The following is a 19,272-nucleotide window of genomic DNA, read 5'->3' as shown; positions in this document are numbered from 1 at the left end:
GTATGGCTTTTCGCGCGGCTCTACGGGTATACCCGCAGGCATTTCAATACCTTTAAGGTATCAACGACCCCGCAAAAGTATTGGACGCGGATGGGGCCGGAATCCTATAAATCGCCCCTGTAACCTTCAACTTCGCGGCTTGCTCCATGTCTGTAGTGACCATCGAACGCATCGAAACCTCTTTGATCGATCTGCCCACCATCCGGCCTCACAAGCTGTCCGTGGCCACCATGTACGGCCAGACTCTGATGCTGGTCAAGGTGACCTGTAGCGACGGCGTCACGGGCATCGGCGAGGGCACCACCATCGCCGGCATGGCCTACGGCCCGGAAAGCCCGGAAGCCATGAAACTGGCGATCGACGCCTACCTCGGCCCGGCCATGATCGGCCAGGACGCCACCCGCATCCAGGCGCTCATGACCCACCTGGGCAAGCTGGTCAAGGTGAACCACTTCGCCAAGAGCGCGCTGGAGACGGCGCTGCTCGATGCCCAGGGCAAGCGCCTGGGCGTGCCGCTCAGCGAACTGCTGGGCGGACGACGTCGCGACCGCCTGCCGGTCGCCTGGACGCTGGCCTCGGGCGACACCGCGCGCGACATCGCCGAAGCCGAGAAAATGCTCGACACCCGCCGCCACCGCATCTTCAAGCTGAAGATCGGCGCGCGCGACCCCCACAGCGACATCCAGCACGTGGCCGCCATCAAGCGGGCGCTGGGCGAGCGCGCCGCCGTGCGCGTGGACGTCAACATGGCCTGGAGCGAAACCCAGGCCGCCTGGGCCATCCCGGCGCTGGCCGAGGCCGGCTGCGAACTGGTCGAACAGCCGGTCGCCAGCGCCGCCGCGCTGGCGCGCCTGATGGGGCGCTTCCCGGTGGCCCTGATGGCCGACGAGGTGCTCCAGGGCCCCGACACCGCTTTCGAGATCGCGCGCGGCCATGGCGCCGACGTCTTCGCGATCAAGATTGAACAAAGCGGCGGCCTGTTCGCCGCCCAGCGCGTGGCGGCCATCGCCGACGCTGCCGGCATCGAACTGTACGGTGGCACCATGCTCGAAGGCGCGGTCAGCACCCTGGCTTCGGCCCACCTGTTCGCCAGCTTCGCCAACCTGCAATGGGGCACCGAGTTGTTCGGCCCCTTGCTGATCACCGAAGAGATCCTGACCAAGCCCCTGGACTACAGCGACTTCGAGCTGACCGTCCCCAACGGCCCCGGCCTGGGCATCGAACTGGATGAAGACAAGATCAAGCGCTTCACCCGGGCGGGCCTGACCAAGGTCACCCACACCTCGCACTGAAGACAAGTGCCCGTATTCCATTTCCCCCGGAGACAACGACCATGACCATCAAGGTTTTCGACACCCAGGAAGTCCAGGACCTGCTCAAGGCAGCCACCAATATCGAAGGCGCAGAAGGCAACCCGCGCGTCAAGCAGATCATCAACCGTCTGCTGGCCGACCTGTTCAAGGCCATCGACGACCTGGACATCACGCCCGATGAAATCTGGGCCGGCGTGAACTATCTGAACCAGCTGGGCCGCGACGGCGAAGCCGCGCTGCTGGCTGCCGGCCTGGGCCTGGAAAAGCTGCTCGACATCCGCATGGACGCCGAGGACAAGCAGGCCGGCATCGAGGGCGGCACCCCGCGCACCATCGAAGGCCCGCTCTACGTGGCCGGCGCGCCGGTCAAGGACGGCCTGTGCAAGATGGACCTGGATCCCGACGAAGATGCGGGCCCGCTGGTCATCCGCGGCACCGTGGCCGACCTGGACGGCAAGCCGGTGGCCAATGCCATCGTCGAATGCTGGCACGCCAACTCCAAGGGCTTTTACTCGCACTTCGACCCCACCGGCGCGCAGACCGACTTCAACCTGCGCGGCGCAGTCCGCACCGATGCCCAGGGCAAGTACGAATTCCGCACCCTGATGCCGGTCGGCTACGGCTGTCCGCCGCATGGCGCCACGCAGCAACTGCTCAACGGCCTGGGCCGCCACGGCAACCGCCCGGCCCACGTGCACTTCTTCGTGACCTCCGAGCAGCACCGCAAGCTGACGACCCAGTTCAATATCGAGGGCGATCCGCTGATCTGGGACGACTTCGCCTATGCCACGCGTGAAGACCTGATCCCGCCCGTCACCGAGAAGACCGGTGGCGCCGGACTGGGCCTGAAGGAAGACGCGTACAAGGAAATCGTGTTCGATTTCGTGCTGACCGGCCTGGTCCAGGGCCAGGACAACCAGCTGGTCAACCGTCTGCGCGCTTCGGCCAAGGCCTGATCACGCCCCAATCCCCTTCCCCGGCCTGCCGCGCGGAAACGCCCGGCAGGCCAGCCCCCCTGATTGCGAATTGCACCAATCGTCGCGCCACACGGCACGGCGGCCCCCTTATAAAGATCCGACTCCGCATCCGCGCGAGGAGACACTCATGGCAGCAGCACTCTCCATTCCGACCCTGATCGACAAAGAACGCATGGGCGCCTTTCAATGGCGCGTCCTCATCCTGTGCTTTCTGATCGCCCTGTTCGACGGTTTCGACACCCAGGCCATGGCCTTTACCGGCCCGGCCATTCTTGCCGCATTCCAGCTTGAGGCCAATGAGCTGGCCCCCATTCTTACCGCCGGCATCGTCGGCATGACCGTCGGCGCCATGCTGCTCGGCCTGATCGGCGACCGCCTGGGCCGCCGGCCCACGGCCATGATCGGCGTGGCCATCTTCGGCGTCGCCACCCTGGTGACCGCCGGCGCCACCGAAACCTGGCAGATCCTGGTGCTGCGCTTCATCGCCGGCCTGGGCATGGGCGGCTGCACGCCCATCGTGCTGGCGCTGGCAGCGGAATACTCGCCCTCGCGCCTGCGCGGCACGGTCATCACCGGCGTGCTGCTGGGTCTGCCGGCCGGCGCCATGCTCGGTGGCCTGCTGGCCGCGCGCATGCTTCCCGTGATCGGCTGGGAAGGCATCTTCGTGGTCGGCGGCGTCGCGCCCCTGGCCCTGCTGGTGGTACTGGCCTTCATCCTGCCCGAGTCGCTGCAATTCAAGGCCGTGCGCGGCGACGCCGGCGGCCAGCAGTACGTGGCCCGCATCCTGGCCAAGATCACCGGCCAGGCCCAGCCGGCCGGCACCGTCTTCACCGTGCCCGAAGAGGCCAAGGTGCGCGGCAGCGTCAAGGCGCTGTTCACCGGCGGCTACGCCCGCCAGACGCTGGCCATCTGGGCCGTGTACCTGCTGAACTGGGTCGCCTGGTTCATGCTGCTGTCGTGGCTGCCCACCGTACTCAAGGCCGCCGGACTGCCGGCCGAACAGGCGCCCATGGGCACCTTCACGGTCAACCTGGTGTTCATCATCTGCGCCTTCCCGCTGTCGTACCTGATGCCGCGCGTGCCCACCCGCACGCTGCTGATCGCCATGTTCGCGCTGGGCATCGTGGTCGCGCTGGGCCTGGGTTACGCCGGCACCGACTGGACCCTGGTCTTCATCCTGGTGGGTGCGGCCGGCCTGGGTATCGGCGGGCAGCAACTGGCCTTGAACTATCTCATCATCGACGCCTATCCGACGGCGCTGCGCGCCACGGCGACCGGCTGGTCGATCGGCATCGGCCGCGCCGGCGCTATCATCGGCTCGGCCATCGGCGGCAGCTTCCTGGCCTGGTTCGGTCCGTCGGGCTTCTTCATGGTGCTGGCCGTGCCGCTGATCGGCGCGCTGCTGGCCGTGCTGGCCGTCAATACCCGCTCCGCGACCTCGCGCAGCGCCTGAAAGAAGGAAGAGCAAGCATGAACCGATTCGACAAGCAGATCGCCCTGGTCACCGGCGCGGCGCAAGGCGTGGGGCGTGCAACCGCGCTGCGCCTGGCCCGGGAAGGCGCCACGCTGGTGCTGGTCGACCGCGCCGTGGAGCAAGGCCAGGCCGTGGCCCAGGAAATCCTGGCGCAGGGCGGCCGGGCCTCCTTCATCGACGCCGACCTGGAAACCCACGCCGGGGCGCAGCGCATGGTCGAGTACGCGCTCGATCAGCATGGCCGCATCGACGTGTCGGTCCACAACGTGGGCGGCACCATCTGGACCAGACCCTTCTGGGAGTACACCCCGGAGCAGATGGAACGCGAAGTGCGCCGCTCGCTGTGGCCCACCCTGTGGTCCTGCCGCGAAGTGGTGCCGGTCATGCGCCGCCAGGGCAGCGGCGCCATCGTCAACGTGGGCTCCAACGCCACCCGCGGCATCTACCGGGTGCCTTACTCGGCCTCCAAGGGCGGCGTGCACGCGGCCACCGTGTGCATGGCGCTCGAACTGGCCGACAGCGGCGTGCGGGTCAACTGCGTCTCGCCCGGAGCGCTGGACAATGGCGTGCGCGCCATTCCACGCAATACCGAAGCGCCGTCAGAGCAGGATCAGGCCTGGAACCGCGAGATGTATGCCGACTGCCTGGACACCACGCCCATGCATCGCATGGGCAGCACCGACGAAGTCGCCGCGGCCATCTGTTTCCTGGCCGCGCCCGAAGCCTCGTACATCACCGGCCAGGTGATGTTCGTGGCTGGCGGCCACAAGGGCTGACCCCCGCCGCCGCGTCAGCCGGCGCGGCCCGGCCCGCCCGCCCTGCCGGGGCCGGCGGGCCATTCAGGAGAAGACGCGTGACTCAGCAATCCCTCGCGCAGCCATCCTGCGCCATCACCGCCATCCTGCCCGATCGTCACGACGATCTGGCCCGCCTGCGCCAGCTGGCGCGGCACACCCCGCCCATCATTGCCGTGACCGGCAAGTACAACCACGGCAAGAGCCGCCTGCTCAACGAGTTGCTGGGCAAAGATGTCTTCGCCGTGGCCGACCGGCGCGAAACCGTCGCGCTGGCGCAGGCCGAGCATGCTCAGGCGCGCTGGCTCGACGCGCCGGGCCTGGACGCCGACGTGGCCCGCGCCGATGACGACCACGCCCATCAGGCAAGCTGGCTGCTGGCCGACATCCGGCTTTTCGTGCATGCCGCCAAGGCCGGGGAACTCGACGGCCAGGAGCGCGACCTGCTGCAGGCGCTGCTGGCCGACGCCCGGCTGACGCACCGTCAGACCGTATTCGCCCTCACCCAGATCGACCAGCTCGGCGATGAGGCCGAACGGCAGGCCATCGAGAGCGCCCTGCTGGCGCAAGTGCCGCAGCTCGTCATCCATGCCGTGTCGGCCACGCGCCATCGCCAGGGCATCGAAGGCGACAAACCCCTGCTGCAGGCCCGCAGCGGGCTGCCCGAACTGCGCCAGGCGCTTGAACAGGCGCTGGCTGGCGTGCCCCAGGCCCGCCGCCATGAGGTCGCGACGCGCTGCCATACGCTGCGCAGCGCGCTGCAGGACGCGCTGGCGCAGCATACGGCGCTGCAGTCGCATCTGCTGCACACCCAGGCGCAGCAACGGCAGGCCTTCTCCGCCGGCCTGCAGGCGGTCATCGAAAAAGCCGCCACCGGCATCGCCGAGCTGCTCGACAGCCTGGGCGCCGACCACGCCAGCGTGCCGGACCAGGCGCGCGACGCCTATGTGCTCACGGCGGGCAAGGCCGAACGCAATCGCATCCAGATCGCCTACTCGCGCGCCTGCATCGAGATCGACAGCTTCCTGGCCGGCCATGGAGTGCACGAACTGCCCGCGGCCCGGAAAACGTTTGCGCCCAGCCTGAACACCGTCATGATTGCGGTGCTGGGCGTGTCGGTCAAAGGCCGCCATCAGTTGCGCCGTATGTTCTGCGAGGCGGCCGGGCGCGAACGCCTGCACCGCGACTTCAGCGCCTACTTCCCCTTGAGCGACGATCAGCAGGCGCTGGCCGCGCGCATCGCGGCCGCCGGCGCAGCCATCGACACCGCCCGCCGCGCCCTGACCGAACTGGACCAGCTGGAGGCCGCGGCATGCCCGGCGATGTGAACCTGGAAACCGCGCTGCTGAGCGCGGTACAAAGCCGCGCCGGCGCCGGCCCCGAAGTCAATGCCGCCATCGACGCCCTGCAGACCTGGCGCCGGGACCGCCTGGCCCTCGCGGCCGCCCATCCCCTGCACGAGGCCGGCCTGGATGCCCAGGCCGGGCCCGCCCGGCTGGCGGCAGCCGTGGTGCGCTGCCTGCATGAACTGAGCACCCGGGAAGCCGGGCAGCTGGCCGCGCTCGATCCGGCCCGCCAGGTCGCCGCCCACTTCGACGAGCAGGTCATCCTGCTTCTCTTCGGCAAATTCAATGCCGGCAAGAGTTCGCTGTGCAACCTGCTGGCCGCCCGCCTGCAGGCCCACGGCCTGCCGGTGCGCTACTTCCGTTGCGACGCCCAGGGTGTGCACACCCTGTCCGCCCCCTTGCAGGAAGGCGCCACCGAAACCACCCAGCAACTGCAGGGCGTGCAACTGGGCGAACGCCTGGTGTTGCTGGACACGCCCGGCCTGCACTCGATGGACGCGGACAACGCCGCACTCACCCGCCGCTATCTGGACAGCGCCGACGGAGTGTTGTGGCTGACCAGCTCGGCCTCGCCCGGCCAGGTGCAGGAGCTCGACGAGCTCGGTCGCGAACTGCTGCGTGGCAAGCCCCTGCTGCCCATCATCACCCGCAGCGACCGCTACGAGGAAGACGAGCTCGACGGCGAGATCGTCAAGGTGCTGTGCAACAAGACACCCGCCAACCGCCAGGAGCAGGAACAGGATGTACGGCAACGCGCCGCCGACAAGCTGGCCACGCTCGGCGTGGATGCGACGCGCCTGCACCCCCCGCTGTCCGTCTCGGCCCGCATGGCCAATGAACACGAGCAGACGCCGGCAGCGCTGGCCGAAGCCGGCTTCGGTCGCCTGTACGCGGCGCTGCTCGCGCTGATGCAGCCGGTGCTGGCCTACAAGGCGCGCAAGCCCGCCGAAGTGCTGCTGCACCACGCCGAGGAAAACCTCAGCCACGCCCAGCGACAGGCTCTGCAACCGCAACTGCAGGCGCTGCTTGCGGCCTGCGACACGGCAAGCGCCGACCTTGAGACACTTGCGCCGGCTTTCGTCAAGGCAGGTCTGCGCGACCTGTTGCCCGGGCTGGCGGCACAGTTGCAGGCCCAGGCCGACCACCCGGATCCGCAGGCCCTGGCCAACGGCCTCAACGCCGCCCTGGAGCAGGCCTGCCGCCATGCCCGCGAGATCTTGCTGGGCGACTACCGGCTCACGCTGGCGGCCCCGGCACTGGCACTCGAAGATCTCGACGCCGCCGACGCCGCGGCGGACCCCCTGGCACATTACCGCCAGCTCGAACACGGCTTGCACAGGCAACTGACACAGTATGTCGAAGACGCCCTGGCGCAGGCCCGCGACGCCCTGGCACGACTGCGGCGTCAGGCCGAAGCGCTGCAGGCCGCGCTGGCGGACAGCGACGCCCGCCTGAGCGCGATCGGCCGGGCCCTGCGTCATCCCGGCCAGGCGCACTGAGCCCGGCTGCTTGCGGCACGCACCAGACGCAACGGCCTGCCGCGAGGCAGGCCGTTGCGCTTTCCACGCGGCGCGCGGACTTACTGCGTCATGCTGATGAAGAAGATCTTCTTTACGAACGCGTCGATCTCCCAGCGGCCGTTGTAACCCTCCGGCATGACGAAGGCATCGCCCACGGCCAGGGCGTGCACCGTGCCATCCGGGTCGACCAGGCGGCAGGCGCCTTCGACGATGTAGCCGAACTCGATGTAGCCGGCATTGTTGGCCTGAAACGTACCGGCCGTGCTTTCCCAGACGCCGGCGCGCCCGGCCGCACTCTCGAATGCCTTCTCGCTGAGAAAGGCGGCGTCGCCCGTCAGGGGATGCTTGGGCTTGCCGGCCGTGGGCTGGCGCATCGGACCGCCATTGAAACGGATCAATCGCATGTTGGTATCAGGCACTAAGGTCTCTCCAAAAAAACAGTGACAAAAAATCAGGCGAAACGCGAGAGCCGGAAGGGCGTCGCATCCACACTGGGCGGCTTGCCCTGGACCAGCTCGCTCATCAGTTCGCCGGCAGCCGGGCCGATGCCGAAGCCATGGCCCGAGAAGCCCGATGCCAGAAAGAAACCCGGCACGGCATCCACGGCCGACATCACGGGCAGGGCATCGGGCGTGACGTCGATCATGCCGGCCCAGGCGCCGGCGACCTGCGCCGCGCCGAAGGCGGGAAAGGCCGCCTTGAGTTTTTCCAGGGCAGTAGAAATCGCCGCCATGCCCGGCTGCGGGTCCAGGATGCGGTGCTGCTCGAAGGGCGTGGGCGCATCCAGCGCGAAGCGGCGCGGCATGCGCCACTCTTCGAGAAAACGCCGCCCCACACGCAACTTGAGATACTTGCGTTCGGCCATCCAGGCCGGCAGAAACTGGCGCATGAGGCGGATGCTGTCCGGCGTGAGGTCGGCCGTCGAGGCCCCCAGCTGCGAAACGCTGTAGCCGCCATCGGCACGTTTGCGGCAGGTAAAGTCGCCACCATTGATGGCCAGGTCCATGCCGCTTTCCAGCGGTGTGGTGCGCAGCACCGAGGCATGCACCTTGAGCTGCGGAAAGGACACCCCGCTATTGCCGCAGAACAGGCGCGACCATGCGCCGCCGGCCAGCACCACGGCCGCGGCGGCGACCACCCCGCTCTCGGTCACCACCCCGCGCACGCGCCCGGCGGCCACATCCAGGCCGCGCGCCGCGCAGTGCTCGAAGATCTGACAGCCCGCCTCGCGCGCCAGCCCGGCGATTGCGGCCGTGGCCAATTGCGGCTCGGCCACGCCATCCTCGGCGCTATAGAGCGCCCCCTGCCAATCGCGCGCGCTGGGTGCGCCGAGCAAGGCGGGCAGCGCCTGCGCCTCGACCAGACGCGCGCTGATGCCATAGGGACGCGCGGCTTGCAGCCATTTGGCATAACCCTCCATCTCGGCGGCGCTGGCGGCCAGGTAGGCCAGCCCCCGCTGGCGATAGCCCACGTCGACCTGCTGCTGCAGCGCCTGCCACAAGGCATTGGCGCGCAGGGCCAGCGGCAGCTCGCAGTGATCGCGCTTGACCGATCGGATCCAGCCCCAGTTGCGCGAGGACTGCTCCGCCCCGATCGCGCCCTTCTCGAATACGGCAACCCGCAGGCCTGCGCGGGCCAGCGCCCAGGCCGTGCTGATGCCGATGATGCCGGCGCCGATGATGGCGACATCGACGCTGTTGGGAAGTTGCTTTTGCATGCCTCGCATACCTTCTAGAACGATGGGCGGAAACTCAGCGCACCTTGGCGCGCACGCTGGCCAGCGCGCACAGCGCCACCAGGCCGATGATGATCAGGTAGTAGGCCGGCGACATGATGGTGCCGGTGCGCGTCACCAGGAAACCCACCACCACCGGCGTGACGCCGCCGAAGAAGGTTTGCGAGGCCACATAGGCGATGGACACCCCCGTGGTGCGGCAGGAGGTGGGAAACAGCTGGGCCAGCAGCGAACCGACCGGCGCGAAATAGAAGCTGAAGAACACCAGCGACATCAGGCACTGGAACACCACCAGCGAGGCGAACGAGGGCGCGCCGGTCAGCATCCGGAACGCCGGCACGATGATGATCAGGCCCACCACCAGGGCGGCGGCCATCGTCTTGACCGCTCCGAAGCGGTCGGCAGCCAGCCCGCCCAGCATGGGCAGAAAGGTGCACACCAGGCCGCTGCAGATCGAGGCCACGAAGGCGTCGTCGCGGGAGATGCCCAGATTGTTGATGGCAAACGTGGGCATGTAGATGTTCAGGTAGCTGGCCACATTGCCCGCCGCCACGATCAGCGCCCCCAGCAGCAGATAGCGTTTGTGCAGCCGGAAAGTCTCGCGCAGGGGCGCGGCGCGTTGCGCCTTTGCTTCGTCGAACTCGGGCGTTTCATCGATCTTGAAACGGATGTACAGCGCCACCGGCCCGATCAGGCAGCCGAACAGGAAAGGCAGGCGCCAGCCCCAGCTGTCGATCTGCGCATCGCTCAGATAATGGTTGATCAGATAGGCGAACAGGGCCGATACCACCAGCGCCAGGCCCGTGGTCGAGAACTGCAGGCTGGCCAGGAAGGACTTCAGGCGTGGATTCTGCTCCGTCAGATAGGAGTTGGCCGTGCCGAACTCCCCGCCGGCCGAAAAGCCCTGCAGCAGGCGGCCCGCCACCAGGGCCACGGGCGCCAGCGCGCCGATGCTGGCGTAAGTGGGAATCAGCGCCATCAAGGCCGTGCCGATCAGCATCAGCGTGGCCGTCAGCGACAGGGCCGCCTTGCGCCCCTTCTTGTCGGCATAGATGCCCAGCAGCACCGCGCCCACCGGGCGGATCAGATAGGAACTGGCAAAGGTCAGAAAGCTGAACAGCAGGGCCGTCTGGGGATCGTCGGAGGGAAAGAACAGACGCGCAATCGGCAGAGCGAACAACGCGTAGACCAACAGGTCATACCACTCGAAGAATGCGCCGATGTTGGCGGCCACGATATCGCGCAGCTTGCCTGTGCGCTGGGGGGCTGCGGCGCGCTCCCCGCGCATGCCTATCGAAGTGGAAGACGAGTTCATTGCGAGATGTCCCTTGCCGGGCCGTTGTGCGGCCCTTATCTGTTGGTGCTGGTTGGAATGAAGTGGTGAAACATGAAAACCCGGCCGTCAGACATAGAAGTGGTTGCTGTTGACGACCAGAAAAACGGTTTTTTCATCCCAGCCGTTCTGCCACCGGTAGGGATGGCTGCCGGAAAAACCATAGCTGTCGCCGGCCTCCAGCAGAAAGGACTTGTCATCCACGAAAACCTGCAGCTTGCCGCTGAGCACATAGCCGATCTTGTCGCTTGCCTGCACCAGAAACCCGGGGTCCGATGCCGCGCCGGGTTCAAGCTCCATCAGAAAGCCTTCCAGGGTGGCGCAGCTGGCGGGCGTGATCCGGTACTTGGTCACGCCGTTGTTGCCCAGTTTCAGCGGCGTGCGCGCCGCAACCCGAACGGTGAACTCGCTCTGCTCATCGCCGGGCGCAGCGCCCGGGGCCGGAGCCAGCAGACTGGCGCCGTCGATGCCCAACGCGCGGCAGATCGCACGCAGCGTGCGCATCGACGGCGAGCTGATGCCGCGCTCGACCTGGCTGATCAGGGCGATCGACATCTCCGTGCGCTCGGCGACGTCCTTGAGCTTGAGCCCCTGCTGCAGACGCGCTGCCCGCAGGCGCTCGCCCAGGGCCTTGTCGTGCTCATCAGCAGAGATCTGGCTGTCTTCGGGTTTAGCGTTTTTCATGAAATAGCCCTCCTGATTTCACTCAGGTTTAAAAAATAATAAGTAAATTTCACTTTCACCACAATATAGGGGCGGGAATACCCTAGTAAACGTGAAATCCAGCCGTTTGGTGAAAAAATGATTCCAGGCAGCCAGTCTACCGGGCAGGCGCACAGGGGCCTGGATCCCGGCGGGCGGGACAAGCAAGGCGGGATCGGTGGAGTGCGGGACGCGCCGGCCCGGCCGGGAGACACCCGGCCGGCGATAGCCGGCGCGGCCGCGCAGCGCTCAGCCCTGAGCGGCGGTCGGCAGCGGCACGGCCAGGCGCAGGCCCAGCTCATCCATGCGCTGCCTGGCCAGCAGGATCAGCCGGCTCTGGAAGGCCAGGAATTGCGCATTATCGGGCGTGAGCACCGTGGCGCTCAGGCGCAGGTCGATGCGCCCGGGCTGCATGGCCACCACATGGATGCGCGGCCAGCCTCTGTCCTGCTCGACCAGCGGCTCCTGCAGCAGGAACTCGCGCAGCGACGCCATCAGCAGCTCGACCGCGTCGGCCGGGCTGTCGCCATGCAAGGGCAGCACCTGATCGAGATAGCAATTGCTGCGCTCGCTCAGGTTGGTGATGTGCATCTTGAGCAGATCGGTATTGGGCACCGTGCACAAGGTGCCGGCGCGCATGCGCAGACGCGTGGAGCGCGGCCCGACCCGCTCCACGCGTGCGGCGCTGTCATCGAACTCGATCCAGTCGCCGACCCGGAATGGACGGTCGGCAAACAGGGAGACACCCGAGATCAGGTTCTCGATCGTGGCCTGCGACGCCAGCGCCAGTGCCACCCCCCCGACGCCCAGGCCGGCCAGCACGCCAACGGCGGGGATGCCGATATCGTTGGCGCCCAGCACCAACGTCGTGGCCACGGCGAAGATCGACAGCACCCTGGCCGACAACCTCAGCAAGTGCGCGTCGTAGCTGTTGGCCGGGATGCGTGGCGAACGAATCACCAGCTCGAACAGGAAATACACGCCGTACCAGGCCGTGCCCGCCACGCCCAGGTGATAGATGGCCGAGGCGAGCAGGTTCTCGCTGGCCGCGAAGATCCCGGAGGGATTGACCTGGGCCCGCACCAGCCACTCGCACACGGTCGAGATGAGCAGCAGGGCCAGCGGAATGCTGAGCCGCCACCCCAGCAGGGACAGCTCGGTGTGGCCGCGCGAACGCGCCCACGCAAAGCGGGCCCACAGCAGAAACACCAGCGTGCCAAGCAGGGCGACCGCCGCGACAGCCAGGATCTTCCAGAGCGGTGTGCTCAGATAGGGCTTGCGCAGGGATTGCGGCAAGGTGCTGACCCACTTTGCGGGGATCCACGGGCCGGCCACGTTGATCTGCTCGATGTGGAAGTCCGGATAGCGTCTGTCGGCCAGCACCGGCAACTTGCGCACGCTTTCGTAGTACTCCGGCAGATTCTTCACGCTCTCGGCCGAGATCAGATAGTCGCCCGCCTGCGGCCCTTCGGTCATGCGCTGCAACTGGATATCGGTGCCCGGGATCGACCAGCGCGCCGGCATGTCTGCCAACGAAGCGGCATCGTGGCCGGGCAGGCTGTCGGGCGCCACCGGCGGCAGGCGCGCCAGCACATCGTAGAGATAGCCGATGGCCGCGTTGCCCACCTTGGCGCGGCTGGCCGGCGGCACCTCGCTCAGGTCGAACAGCAGGCGCATGCGCGCCAGTTCGCGGCGCAGCGTGACGATGCGTTGCGGATCGAGATCGTGCAGATACTGGGTGTAGTCTTCTTCGAGCCGATGCGCGGCAGCCAGGAAAGACTGGTAGGTCTCGCTCGGGCTGGCCCGGTTGATCGGCTCGAGCAGGCCGGGAGCGCCGAGCGCCAGCCCTTGCCAGCCCAGCAGACAGGCCAGGCACAACAGCCGCCAGCCTTGCAGCAGGACGGACAGGGAACGGAGTGCAGCCATGGCGGACCTCATTGGGACAAGGGCGCGGCAGGGCGCGTTGCCGGCTCGCCCTCGACATAGAGCGTCTGCGAGGGAAAGGCGAAATCCGCGCCATGGCCATGCACGATCTCGATCAGCTTCAGATAGACCTCCTGTTGGGCTTGCAGCCAGGCCGCCCAGCCGGTGGTCTTGGTGAAGCAATAGACCATGATGTTCAGCGACGACTCGCCAAAGGCATTGAAATACACCAGCAGGTCCTGGGTCTGGTCGATCTTGTCGTTGCCTTGCAGCATCTTGCGCACGTCTTCGATGATAGGGCCGATCTTGTCGGCATCCTCGTAGCGCAAACCCAGCGTGGTGCTGATGCGGCGATTGGTCATGCGGCTGGGGTTCTCCACGCTGATCGAGGTGAACAGCGAGTTCGGCACGTACAGCGGCCGGTTGTCGAAGGTGATGATCTTGGTGATCCGCCAGCCGATCTCGGAAACCACGCCCTCGATCTTGCGATCCGGCGAGCGCACCCAGTCGCCGATATTGAAGGGCCGGTCGAAGTACAGCATCATGCCCGAGAAGAAATTGCTCAGGATGTTCTGCCCGGCCAGGCCGATGGCGATGCCGCCCAGCCCGCCGAAGGCCAGCAGGCCCGAGATCCCGATGCCGAAGTGCTCGCCGAACAGGAACAGAAAGGTCAGCGCGATGGCGACCTTCAGCACGCGCGACAATACCCGCGAAGACGTCGGGTCGCTCCCCTTCTGGATCTGTCGCCGCACCAGCCGGTTGATCAGTTCGAACAGCTGGTTGAGCACCAGGCAGATGATGGCAAAGGATGCCGTCAGGTTCAGCGCCCGCTCCGAGATGAAGCCCAGGTCGGCGGCTTCGTCATGCACCAGCAACAGTGCCAGATGCCGCAACGTCAGCACCAGCGTGCACAGCAGGGCAAGCTGGATGAGGTGCAGCGTGATGCTCATGTGCCATTTGCGGCCCCGCCGCTTGAACAGGGCCACCAGAATGGCGGCGCCCACCAGCAACGCGGCCACGCCGCCCAGGGAAAGATAGGTCGTGAAACGATCTTCGGTCATGGTCATGTCAATGGCCCGCCCGAGAGCGGCGCCCGTCGATACAGGAGCCCCGGTTGACGGCAACCCGCCCGGCGTTTCACTTGCAGTCGCCCGACAGCCCGTCCCGACGGCTTGCGCCCCGTCATAGTAAATCAGTCTGATGCGCTTCATAATAGGGCAAGCAAGCGCCAGCACCAGGCCGCCGGACGTTGCGGGTCAACCGCCACAACGTCTGAGCGCGCCGCCCACAGCATGACCCGTCCGAGGGCAATGGCCCAGGGCAGCGCCGGTTTTTCCGGCAATGTCTTTCCTGCACCGCCCATCTCCCGCACCCAAGAGGAATCTATGTCGCAAAACATCGCTGACCTGATGATCCAGACGCTTGACCAAGCCGGCGTTCAACGCATTTATGGCGTCGTCGGCGACAGCCTGAACGGTTTGACCGAAGCCCTGCGCACCAGTAAGACCATGCGCTGGGTGCATGTGCGCCACGAAGAGGCAGCCGCCTTCGCCGCCAGCGGCGAATCCCAGGTGACCGGCGAGCTGGCGGTCTGCGCCGGCTCCTGCGGCCCCGGCAACCTGCACCTGATCAATGGCCTGTTCGACGCGCAGCGCAGCCGTACGCCGGTGCTGGCCATCGCCGCGCAGATCCCGTCTTCCGAGATCGGCGGCGGCTATTTCCAGGAAACCCACCCCGAGAACCTGTTCCGCGAATGCAGCGTGTACTGCGAGATGGTCTCCGATCCGGCCCAGATGCCCTATGTGCTGGAGAATGCCATCCGCGCCGCCGTCGGCCGGCGCGGCGTGGCCGTCATCGTCATCCCGGGCGACATCCTGCTGGCCAAGGCGCCGGCGCGCGCGCCCTCGCCGCCGGCCGGGCTGCTGCCCAAGGCCCCGCGCGTGGTGCCGGCCGAGCCCGAACTGCAGGCGCTGGCCGACCTGCTCAATGCCGGCAAGCGCGTCACGCTGTTCTGCGGCCGGGGTTGCGCTGGCGCACACGACGCGCTGATGCAGGTGGCCCAGGCGCTGCAAAGCCCCATCGTGCATGCGCTGGGCGGCAAGGAATTCGTCGAGTACGACAACCCCTTTGACGTCGGCATGACCGGGCTGATCGGCTTTTCCTCCGGCTACGCCGCCATGCACGCCTGCGACGTGCTGCTGATGTTGGGCACCGACTTCCCCTACAAGCAGTTCCTGCCCACCGGGATCAAGATCGCGCAGGTCGACCTGCGCGCCGAGCAGCTCGGCCGCCGCGCCAAGCTGGATCTCGGCGTGGTGGGCGATGTCAACGCCACGTTGCAGGCCCTGTTGCCCAAGCTCGACGGCAAGAAGGACGGCAAGCATCTGGAAGACAGCCGCGCGCACTACCAACGCGCCCGCAAAACGCTCGATGACCTCGCCGTCGCCTCGCCCGGCAAGAAGCTCATTCATCCGCAGTATCTGGCGCGCACCATTTCCGAGGCCGCCGATGACGACGCCGTGTTCACCTTCGACGTGGGCACGCCCACCATCTGGGCGGCGCGCTACCTGAAGATGAACGGCAAGCGCCGCCTGGTGGGATCGCTGGTGCACGGCTCGATGGCCAACGCCATGCCGCAGGCGCTGGGCATCAAGACCGCCCAGCCGCAACGGCAGGTGATTTCGCTGTCGGGCGACGGCGGCTTCTCCATGCTGATGGGCGATCTCATCACCCTCAAGCAGGAGAACATCCCGGCCAAGATCGCCATCTTCAACAATGGCGTGCTGGGCTTCGTGGCGCTGGAAATGAAGGCCAGCGGCTTTGTCGAGGTCGGCACCGATCTGGACAACCCCGACTTCGCCGCCATGGCGCGTGCCATGGGCATCCACGGCATCCGTGTCGAGGATGCCGCCGACCTGCCGGCGGCCGTGGCCGAATGGCTGGCCCACCCGGGCCCGGCCGTGCTGGACGTGCTGACCGCCAAGCAGGAGCTGTCCATGCCGCCGACCGTCACGGCGGCCCAGGTCAAGGGCTTCGGCCTGTGGGCCTTGCGCGCCGTCATGAGCGGGCGCGGCGACGAGGTGCTGGACCTCGCCAAGGAAAACCTGCTGGGCCGCTAAGGCCCGGCGCCCGGCCGGCCGCCTGGCCGGCCGGGCGCGCCAGGATGTCGGCGCGCCCATGGCGGCCCGCGCCGAGGCGGTTTTGCCTGTTTCACAGGCAAACACCCTGCCTGTCGCCCCTGCCCAGGGTGCCGACCGGCTGAAAATGATGGCCGCCGCCCGCCCGGACGACGTGCGCGAGCCGTCGCGCTCTGGCGCGGGCGCCTTCGAGATCGCCGTCCACCCCATTTCCAATCGGCAAATCCCCGACATCGCACCGGTGTGGCAAGCCAGCTTTGCCGCGCTGCGCGCCGGCTTGCTGCTCGGGCATGTCCTGGCGGCATGGCCTCCCCGCCCGCGCTTCGGCCTTGAGCGTTTGCTGCCCACTTTCCTGGCAATCCACGTCCTCGGGCCTTGACGGACGGCAGACCAGCCTATATCGTACGATATATATCTTAAGATATATCCATCCGCCTCCTGCGGCGTCTGCCGCCGGGATGCGGCAGCCCGACCCGCTTGCCAGGAGGATCGCCATGCGCCCCCCTCAGTATCTCTCCGACCTTCCCCGCCGCCGTCTCGGCCGCCCCGCACAGGGCGGCCGCCATGCAGCGCGCCCGCTGTCCGGTCACCGCGGCCAGAGTGCCGGGGCCGAGTCCGGACATGGCCACGGCCACGACGGCGGGCGCGGCGGCGCCGAATGGACACGTGGCCGCAAAGTCGGCGCCGATGACCTGCAGCTCCTGCTGCTGAGCCTGCTTGAACAGCATCCCAGCCACGGCTACGAACTCATCAAGGCCCTGAGCACCTTGAGCAACGGTTACTACACCCCGAGCCCCGGCATGGTGTATCCGGCGCTGACCTATCTGGAAGAGCTCGGTCAGGCCACCGTCGAACGCGAAGGCAGCAAGAAGCGCTACCACCTTGCCCCCGACGGCCTAGCGCGCCTGCAGGCCCACCGTGAACACGTCGATCTGCTGCTTGAAAAGCTGCGCCACATCGGACGCAAGATGGAGTGGATGCGCCAGGCCTGGAGCGGAGAACCCCGCCAGACCGGATCACAGGGCGAAGATCTCGCCACCGGCTGGGTCCAGGAATACGTGGATGCGCACAAGGCCCTGCGTCAGGCCCTGCTCAAGACCAGCAGCGCTGCTCCGGCCGAGCAACGCCGCGTGGCCGACATTCTGCGCCAGGCGGTTCAGGCCATCACCGATCCGGCCTGTCCCTGAACCCCAATCGGAGTGCCTATGAATACCCCTGATCTGCGCGTCGAACGCGTGCGCCACCCCCTGAAGCTGCGTCAGCTCACCGTCACCCGGGTCGAGCCCCTGGCCGGCGGCCTGCTGGCCCGCATCACCGTCCAGGGCGATGACCTGCAGGACTTCGTGACCGCCTCGTTCGACGATCACGTCAAGATTTTCTTCGCCCCCGAACCCGGACAGCCCGTGGCGCTGCCCGAGATCGGCCCCGACGGCGCCCGCTTTCGCGAAGACGCCCCACGCCCGGCTGCGCGCGACTACACCCCGCGCCTCTACGACGCCGGCAGGCGTGAACTGGTGCTGGATTTCGTGCTGCACGGCGACGGGCCGGCCGGCGCCTGGGCCGCCCAGGCGCAACCAGGCCAGCCGCTCGCCATCGCCGGCCCGCGCGGCTCTTTCGTGGTGCCGGCGGCGTTCGACTGGCATGTGCTGATCGGCGATGAAACGGCCCTGCCCGCCATTGCACGCCGGCTGGAAGAACTGCCGGCCGGCGCCCGGGCGCTGGTAGTGATCGAAGTTCCGTCGGCCATCAACCAGATGCCGCTGACCACCCGCGCCAACGCCAGCATCCGCTGGCTGGCGCGCGATGCCGGCGACCCCAGCCTGGCCGAAGCCGCCGCCGCGCTGCAACTGCCGCAAGGCGAGGGCTATGTGTGGGTGGCTGCCGAATCGGCTGACGCCAAAGCTGTGCGCGCAGTCATGGTGGAGCAGCACAAGATCGACAAAAGCCGCATCCGCGCCTCCAGTTACTGGAAGCGCGGCGCCGACGGCGTGCACGAAGCGCTCGAAGACTGAAGCGGCACGCCCCGTTCAACCGCGCGCCAGCCCCGGCAGGCCCAGCAGCCAGTCGCGCGCCAGCGCAGCGATGCAATCGCTGTTGGCGTCCATGTGCAGCATATGGCTGTTGCCCCGGATGCCCCGTTCGGGCAATTCGATAAAGCTCACCGGCACGTCGCGTGCGGCCAGCTCCTCGCAATACGCCATGGCGTTGTGCAGGAAAGGCTCCCAGGTGGCGTGACGCTGGCGGATATGGTCGCCGAAGATCAGGCAGTGCGGCGGCAACGGGCCCGGCGGCGCGCTCTTCAGCCGCTGCAGGCAGGCCTGGCTGACCGGCGGCTCCAGCGCCACCACCGCCGCCACGCGGCGCGGTTCTGCCAGGGCCGCATCCAGCGCATACGCTGCGCCCTGGCTGTGGCCGATCACGGCACACGCCTCCAGGCGCTGCAGCAAGGCGCCATAGGCGGCCCGCGCACAATCATCGGAGTTGGTGAAACGCGGCACGAACTGGCGGGCGAAGTGGGCCAGCTGTTCCACCGGAAACTGCTGGCCCGCGTAGGCGGCTGCGCGGGGAGCCGCCAGCGGCAGCCCCGCCCCAGCCGGCGGCCCGAAACGGAAGTGATGCCAGACGGCGTCCAGCGCCCGATACTCCGGCACGCCATCAAAGGCCTGCGGCCACGCCGGCAACGAAGCCCGGCCGCGCTCGAAACCGTCACACAGCACCACGCTGAAGGACTCACGCAGGAAGAAAGACAGCCAGCCTGGCCGGCCATCGGGGGTGGTTTCCCAGGTGGCGCCACTCATGCCGCCGCCATGCCACAGCGCCAGCGGCACCGACAGCCGCGGCTGCGCCACGTGAAAACACTGGGCGTACATCTGCCCCACCATATGCCAGCCATTGCCCTCGAAAGACAGGCCGGTGCTGGCATGCGCCTGGCTTGAAAACCCCTCCAGGCGGCGCAATTCGCCGCCCACATGCCAGCCTTCGATACGATCCAGACAGATCATGGTTTGCGCGCCTCCC

At 67.4% G+C, this 19,272-nt stretch carries 17 protein-coding genes; 10 read left to right on the top strand and 7 right to left on the bottom strand.

Going from position 1 to position 19,272, the window contains the following annotated elements; translation table 11 throughout:
• The first annotated feature begins 146 nt into the window (after positions 1–146).
• From A7V84_RS10245 to A7V84_RS10220, 6 genes are all read left to right on the top strand, one after another.
• Positions 147–1,292, top strand: a complete 1,146-nt coding sequence (locus A7V84_RS10245; RefSeq protein WP_025512959.1) for a muconate/chloromuconate family cycloisomerase — start codon at positions 147–149, stop codon at positions 1,290–1,292.
• A gap of 41 nt (positions 1,293–1,333) precedes the next feature.
• Positions 1,334–2,269, top strand: a complete 936-nt coding sequence (catA, locus tag A7V84_RS10240) for a catechol 1,2-dioxygenase (protein ID WP_025512960.1) — start codon at positions 1,334–1,336, stop codon at positions 2,267–2,269.
• 148 nt (positions 2,270–2,417) lie between these two features.
• Positions 2,418–3,743, top strand: coding sequence for an MFS transporter (locus A7V84_RS10235; protein WP_025512961.1), 1,326 nt, complete (start codon positions 2,418–2,420; stop codon positions 3,741–3,743).
• 17 nt (positions 3,744–3,760) lie between these two features.
• Entirely contained in the window at positions 3,761–4,540 is a 780-nt protein-coding gene (locus A7V84_RS10230) for a 1,6-dihydroxycyclohexa-2,4-diene-1-carboxylate dehydrogenase (protein ID WP_025512962.1), read from the top strand.
• Positions 4,541–4,617: 77 nt separating this feature from the next.
• A complete protein-coding gene (locus A7V84_RS10225) occupies positions 4,618–5,886 on the top strand; it encodes a GTPase (protein ID WP_063491860.1) in 1,269 nt (422 codons plus the stop codon).
• Positions 5,871–7,403: a dynamin family protein gene (locus A7V84_RS10220; protein WP_063491859.1), complete on the top strand. Its 1,533-nt coding sequence runs from the start codon at positions 5,871–5,873 to the stop codon at positions 7,401–7,403. Before A7V84_RS10225 ends, A7V84_RS10220 begins: the two co-directional genes overlap by 16 nt.
• An 80-nt stretch (positions 7,404–7,483) precedes the next feature.
• Here A7V84_RS10220 and A7V84_RS10215 read toward each other — a convergent pair whose 3' ends face one another.
• The 6 genes from A7V84_RS10215 to A7V84_RS10190 form a co-directional block, all read right to left on the bottom strand.
• Entirely contained in the window at positions 7,484–7,828 is a 345-nt protein-coding gene (locus A7V84_RS10215; protein ID WP_033535596.1) for a cupin domain-containing protein, read from the bottom strand.
• Between the two features lie 47 nt (positions 7,829–7,875).
• On the bottom strand, positions 7,876–9,141 hold the full coding sequence (locus tag A7V84_RS10210) for an NAD(P)/FAD-dependent oxidoreductase (protein ID WP_231886716.1): 1,266 nt from the start codon (positions 9,139–9,141) through the stop codon (positions 7,876–7,878).
• 34 nt (positions 9,142–9,175) lie between these two features.
• On the bottom strand, positions 9,176–10,474 hold the full coding sequence (locus A7V84_RS10205) for an MFS transporter (protein WP_231886718.1): 1,299 nt from the start codon (positions 10,472–10,474) through the stop codon (positions 9,176–9,178).
• 87 nt (positions 10,475–10,561) lie between these two features.
• Complete coding sequence (locus tag A7V84_RS10200) at positions 10,562–11,176, bottom strand: helix-turn-helix domain-containing protein (protein ID WP_025512968.1); 615 nt, start codon at positions 11,174–11,176, stop codon at positions 10,562–10,564.
• Positions 11,177–11,443: 267 nt separating this feature from the next.
• Entirely contained in the window at positions 11,444–13,120 is a 1,677-nt protein-coding gene (locus tag A7V84_RS10195) for a mechanosensitive ion channel family protein (protein WP_033535454.1), read from the bottom strand.
• An 8-nt stretch (positions 13,121–13,128) separates the two neighbouring features.
• A complete protein-coding gene (locus A7V84_RS10190) occupies positions 13,129–14,178 on the bottom strand; it encodes a mechanosensitive ion channel family protein (protein ID WP_063492571.1) in 1,050 nt (349 codons plus the stop codon).
• A 324-nt stretch (positions 14,179–14,502) separates the two neighbouring features.
• On the opposite strand from A7V84_RS10190, the gene poxB reads away from it, so the two are divergent.
• The 4 genes from poxB (at position 14,503) to A7V84_RS10170 (ending at position 18,266) form a co-directional block, all read left to right on the top strand.
• A complete protein-coding gene (poxB, locus tag A7V84_RS10185) occupies positions 14,503–16,236 on the top strand; it encodes a ubiquinone-dependent pyruvate dehydrogenase (protein WP_063939110.1) in 1,734 nt (577 codons plus the stop codon).
• A 58-nt stretch (positions 16,237–16,294) separates the two neighbouring features.
• On the top strand, positions 16,295–16,633 hold the full coding sequence (locus A7V84_RS10180; RefSeq protein ID WP_025512972.1) for a hypothetical protein: 339 nt from the start codon (positions 16,295–16,297) through the stop codon (positions 16,631–16,633).
• Positions 16,634–16,748: 115 nt separating this feature from the next.
• Positions 16,749–17,441: a PadR family transcriptional regulator gene (locus A7V84_RS10175; protein ID WP_081977011.1), complete on the top strand. Its 693-nt coding sequence runs from the start codon at positions 16,749–16,751 to the stop codon at positions 17,439–17,441.
• Positions 17,442–17,459: 18 nt separating this feature from the next.
• Positions 17,460–18,266, top strand: a complete 807-nt coding sequence (locus A7V84_RS10170) for a siderophore-interacting protein (protein ID WP_063491858.1) — start codon at positions 17,460–17,462, stop codon at positions 18,264–18,266.
• Positions 18,267–18,281: 15 nt separating this feature from the next.
• Here the strand turns inward: A7V84_RS10170 and A7V84_RS10165 are convergent, their stop codons facing one another.
• A complete protein-coding gene (locus tag A7V84_RS10165; protein ID WP_063491857.1) occupies positions 18,282–19,256 on the bottom strand; it encodes an alpha/beta hydrolase family protein in 975 nt (324 codons plus the stop codon).
• Positions 19,257–19,272 lie beyond the last annotated feature (16 nt).

It is taken from the genome of Bordetella trematum (assembly GCF_900078335.1).
GTDB lineage: Bacteria > Pseudomonadota > Gammaproteobacteria > Burkholderiales > Burkholderiaceae_B > Bordetella > Bordetella trematum.
This window is presented reverse-complemented; position numbering and strand designations above follow the sequence as displayed.

What these genes read in the sequence shown, in the direction of transcription:
- A7V84_RS10235 (WP_025512961.1), top strand. Translation starts at nt 2,418, where the DNA reads ATGGCAGCAGCACTCTCCATTCCGACCCTGATCGACAAAGAACGCATG.
- A7V84_RS10205 (WP_231886718.1), bottom strand. Translation starts at nt 10,474, where the DNA reads ATGAACTCGTCTTCCACTTCGATAGGCATGCGCGGGGAGCGCGCCGCA.
- A7V84_RS10170 (WP_063491858.1), top strand. Translation starts at nt 17,460, where the DNA reads ATGAATACCCCTGATCTGCGCGTCGAACGCGTGCGCCACCCCCTGAAG.
- A7V84_RS10190 (WP_063492571.1), bottom strand. Translation starts at nt 14,178, where the DNA reads ATGACCGAAGATCGTTTCACGACCTATCTTTCCCTGGGCGGCGTGGCC.
- poxB (WP_063939110.1), top strand. Translation starts at nt 14,503, where the DNA reads ATGTCGCAAAACATCGCTGACCTGATGATCCAGACGCTTGACCAAGCC.
- A7V84_RS10200 (WP_025512968.1), bottom strand. Translation starts at nt 11,176, where the DNA reads ATGAAAAACGCTAAACCCGAAGACAGCCAGATCTCTGCTGATGAGCAC.
- A7V84_RS10220 (WP_063491859.1), top strand. Translation starts at nt 5,871, where the DNA reads ATGCCCGGCGATGTGAACCTGGAAACCGCGCTGCTGAGCGCGGTACAA.
- A7V84_RS10175 (WP_081977011.1), top strand. Translation starts at nt 16,749, where the DNA reads ATGCGCCCCCCTCAGTATCTCTCCGACCTTCCCCGCCGCCGTCTCGGC.
- A7V84_RS10230 (WP_025512962.1), top strand. Translation starts at nt 3,761, where the DNA reads ATGAACCGATTCGACAAGCAGATCGCCCTGGTCACCGGCGCGGCGCAA.
- A7V84_RS10245 (WP_025512959.1), top strand. Translation starts at nt 147, where the DNA reads ATGTCTGTAGTGACCATCGAACGCATCGAAACCTCTTTGATCGATCTG.
- A7V84_RS10165 (WP_063491857.1), bottom strand. Translation starts at nt 19,256, where the DNA reads ATGATCTGTCTGGATCGTATCGAAGGCTGGCATGTGGGCGGCGAATTG.
- catA (WP_025512960.1), top strand. Translation starts at nt 1,334, where the DNA reads ATGACCATCAAGGTTTTCGACACCCAGGAAGTCCAGGACCTGCTCAAG.
- A7V84_RS10195 (WP_033535454.1), bottom strand. Translation starts at nt 13,120, where the DNA reads ATGGCTGCACTCCGTTCCCTGTCCGTCCTGCTGCAAGGCTGGCGGCTG.
- A7V84_RS10210 (WP_231886716.1), bottom strand. Translation starts at nt 9,141, where the DNA reads ATGCAAAAGCAACTTCCCAACAGCGTCGATGTCGCCATCATCGGCGCC.
- A7V84_RS10180 (WP_025512972.1), top strand. Translation starts at nt 16,295, where the DNA reads ATGGCGGCCCGCGCCGAGGCGGTTTTGCCTGTTTCACAGGCAAACACC.
- A7V84_RS10215 (WP_033535596.1), bottom strand. Translation starts at nt 7,828, where the DNA reads ATGCGATTGATCCGTTTCAATGGCGGTCCGATGCGCCAGCCCACGGCC.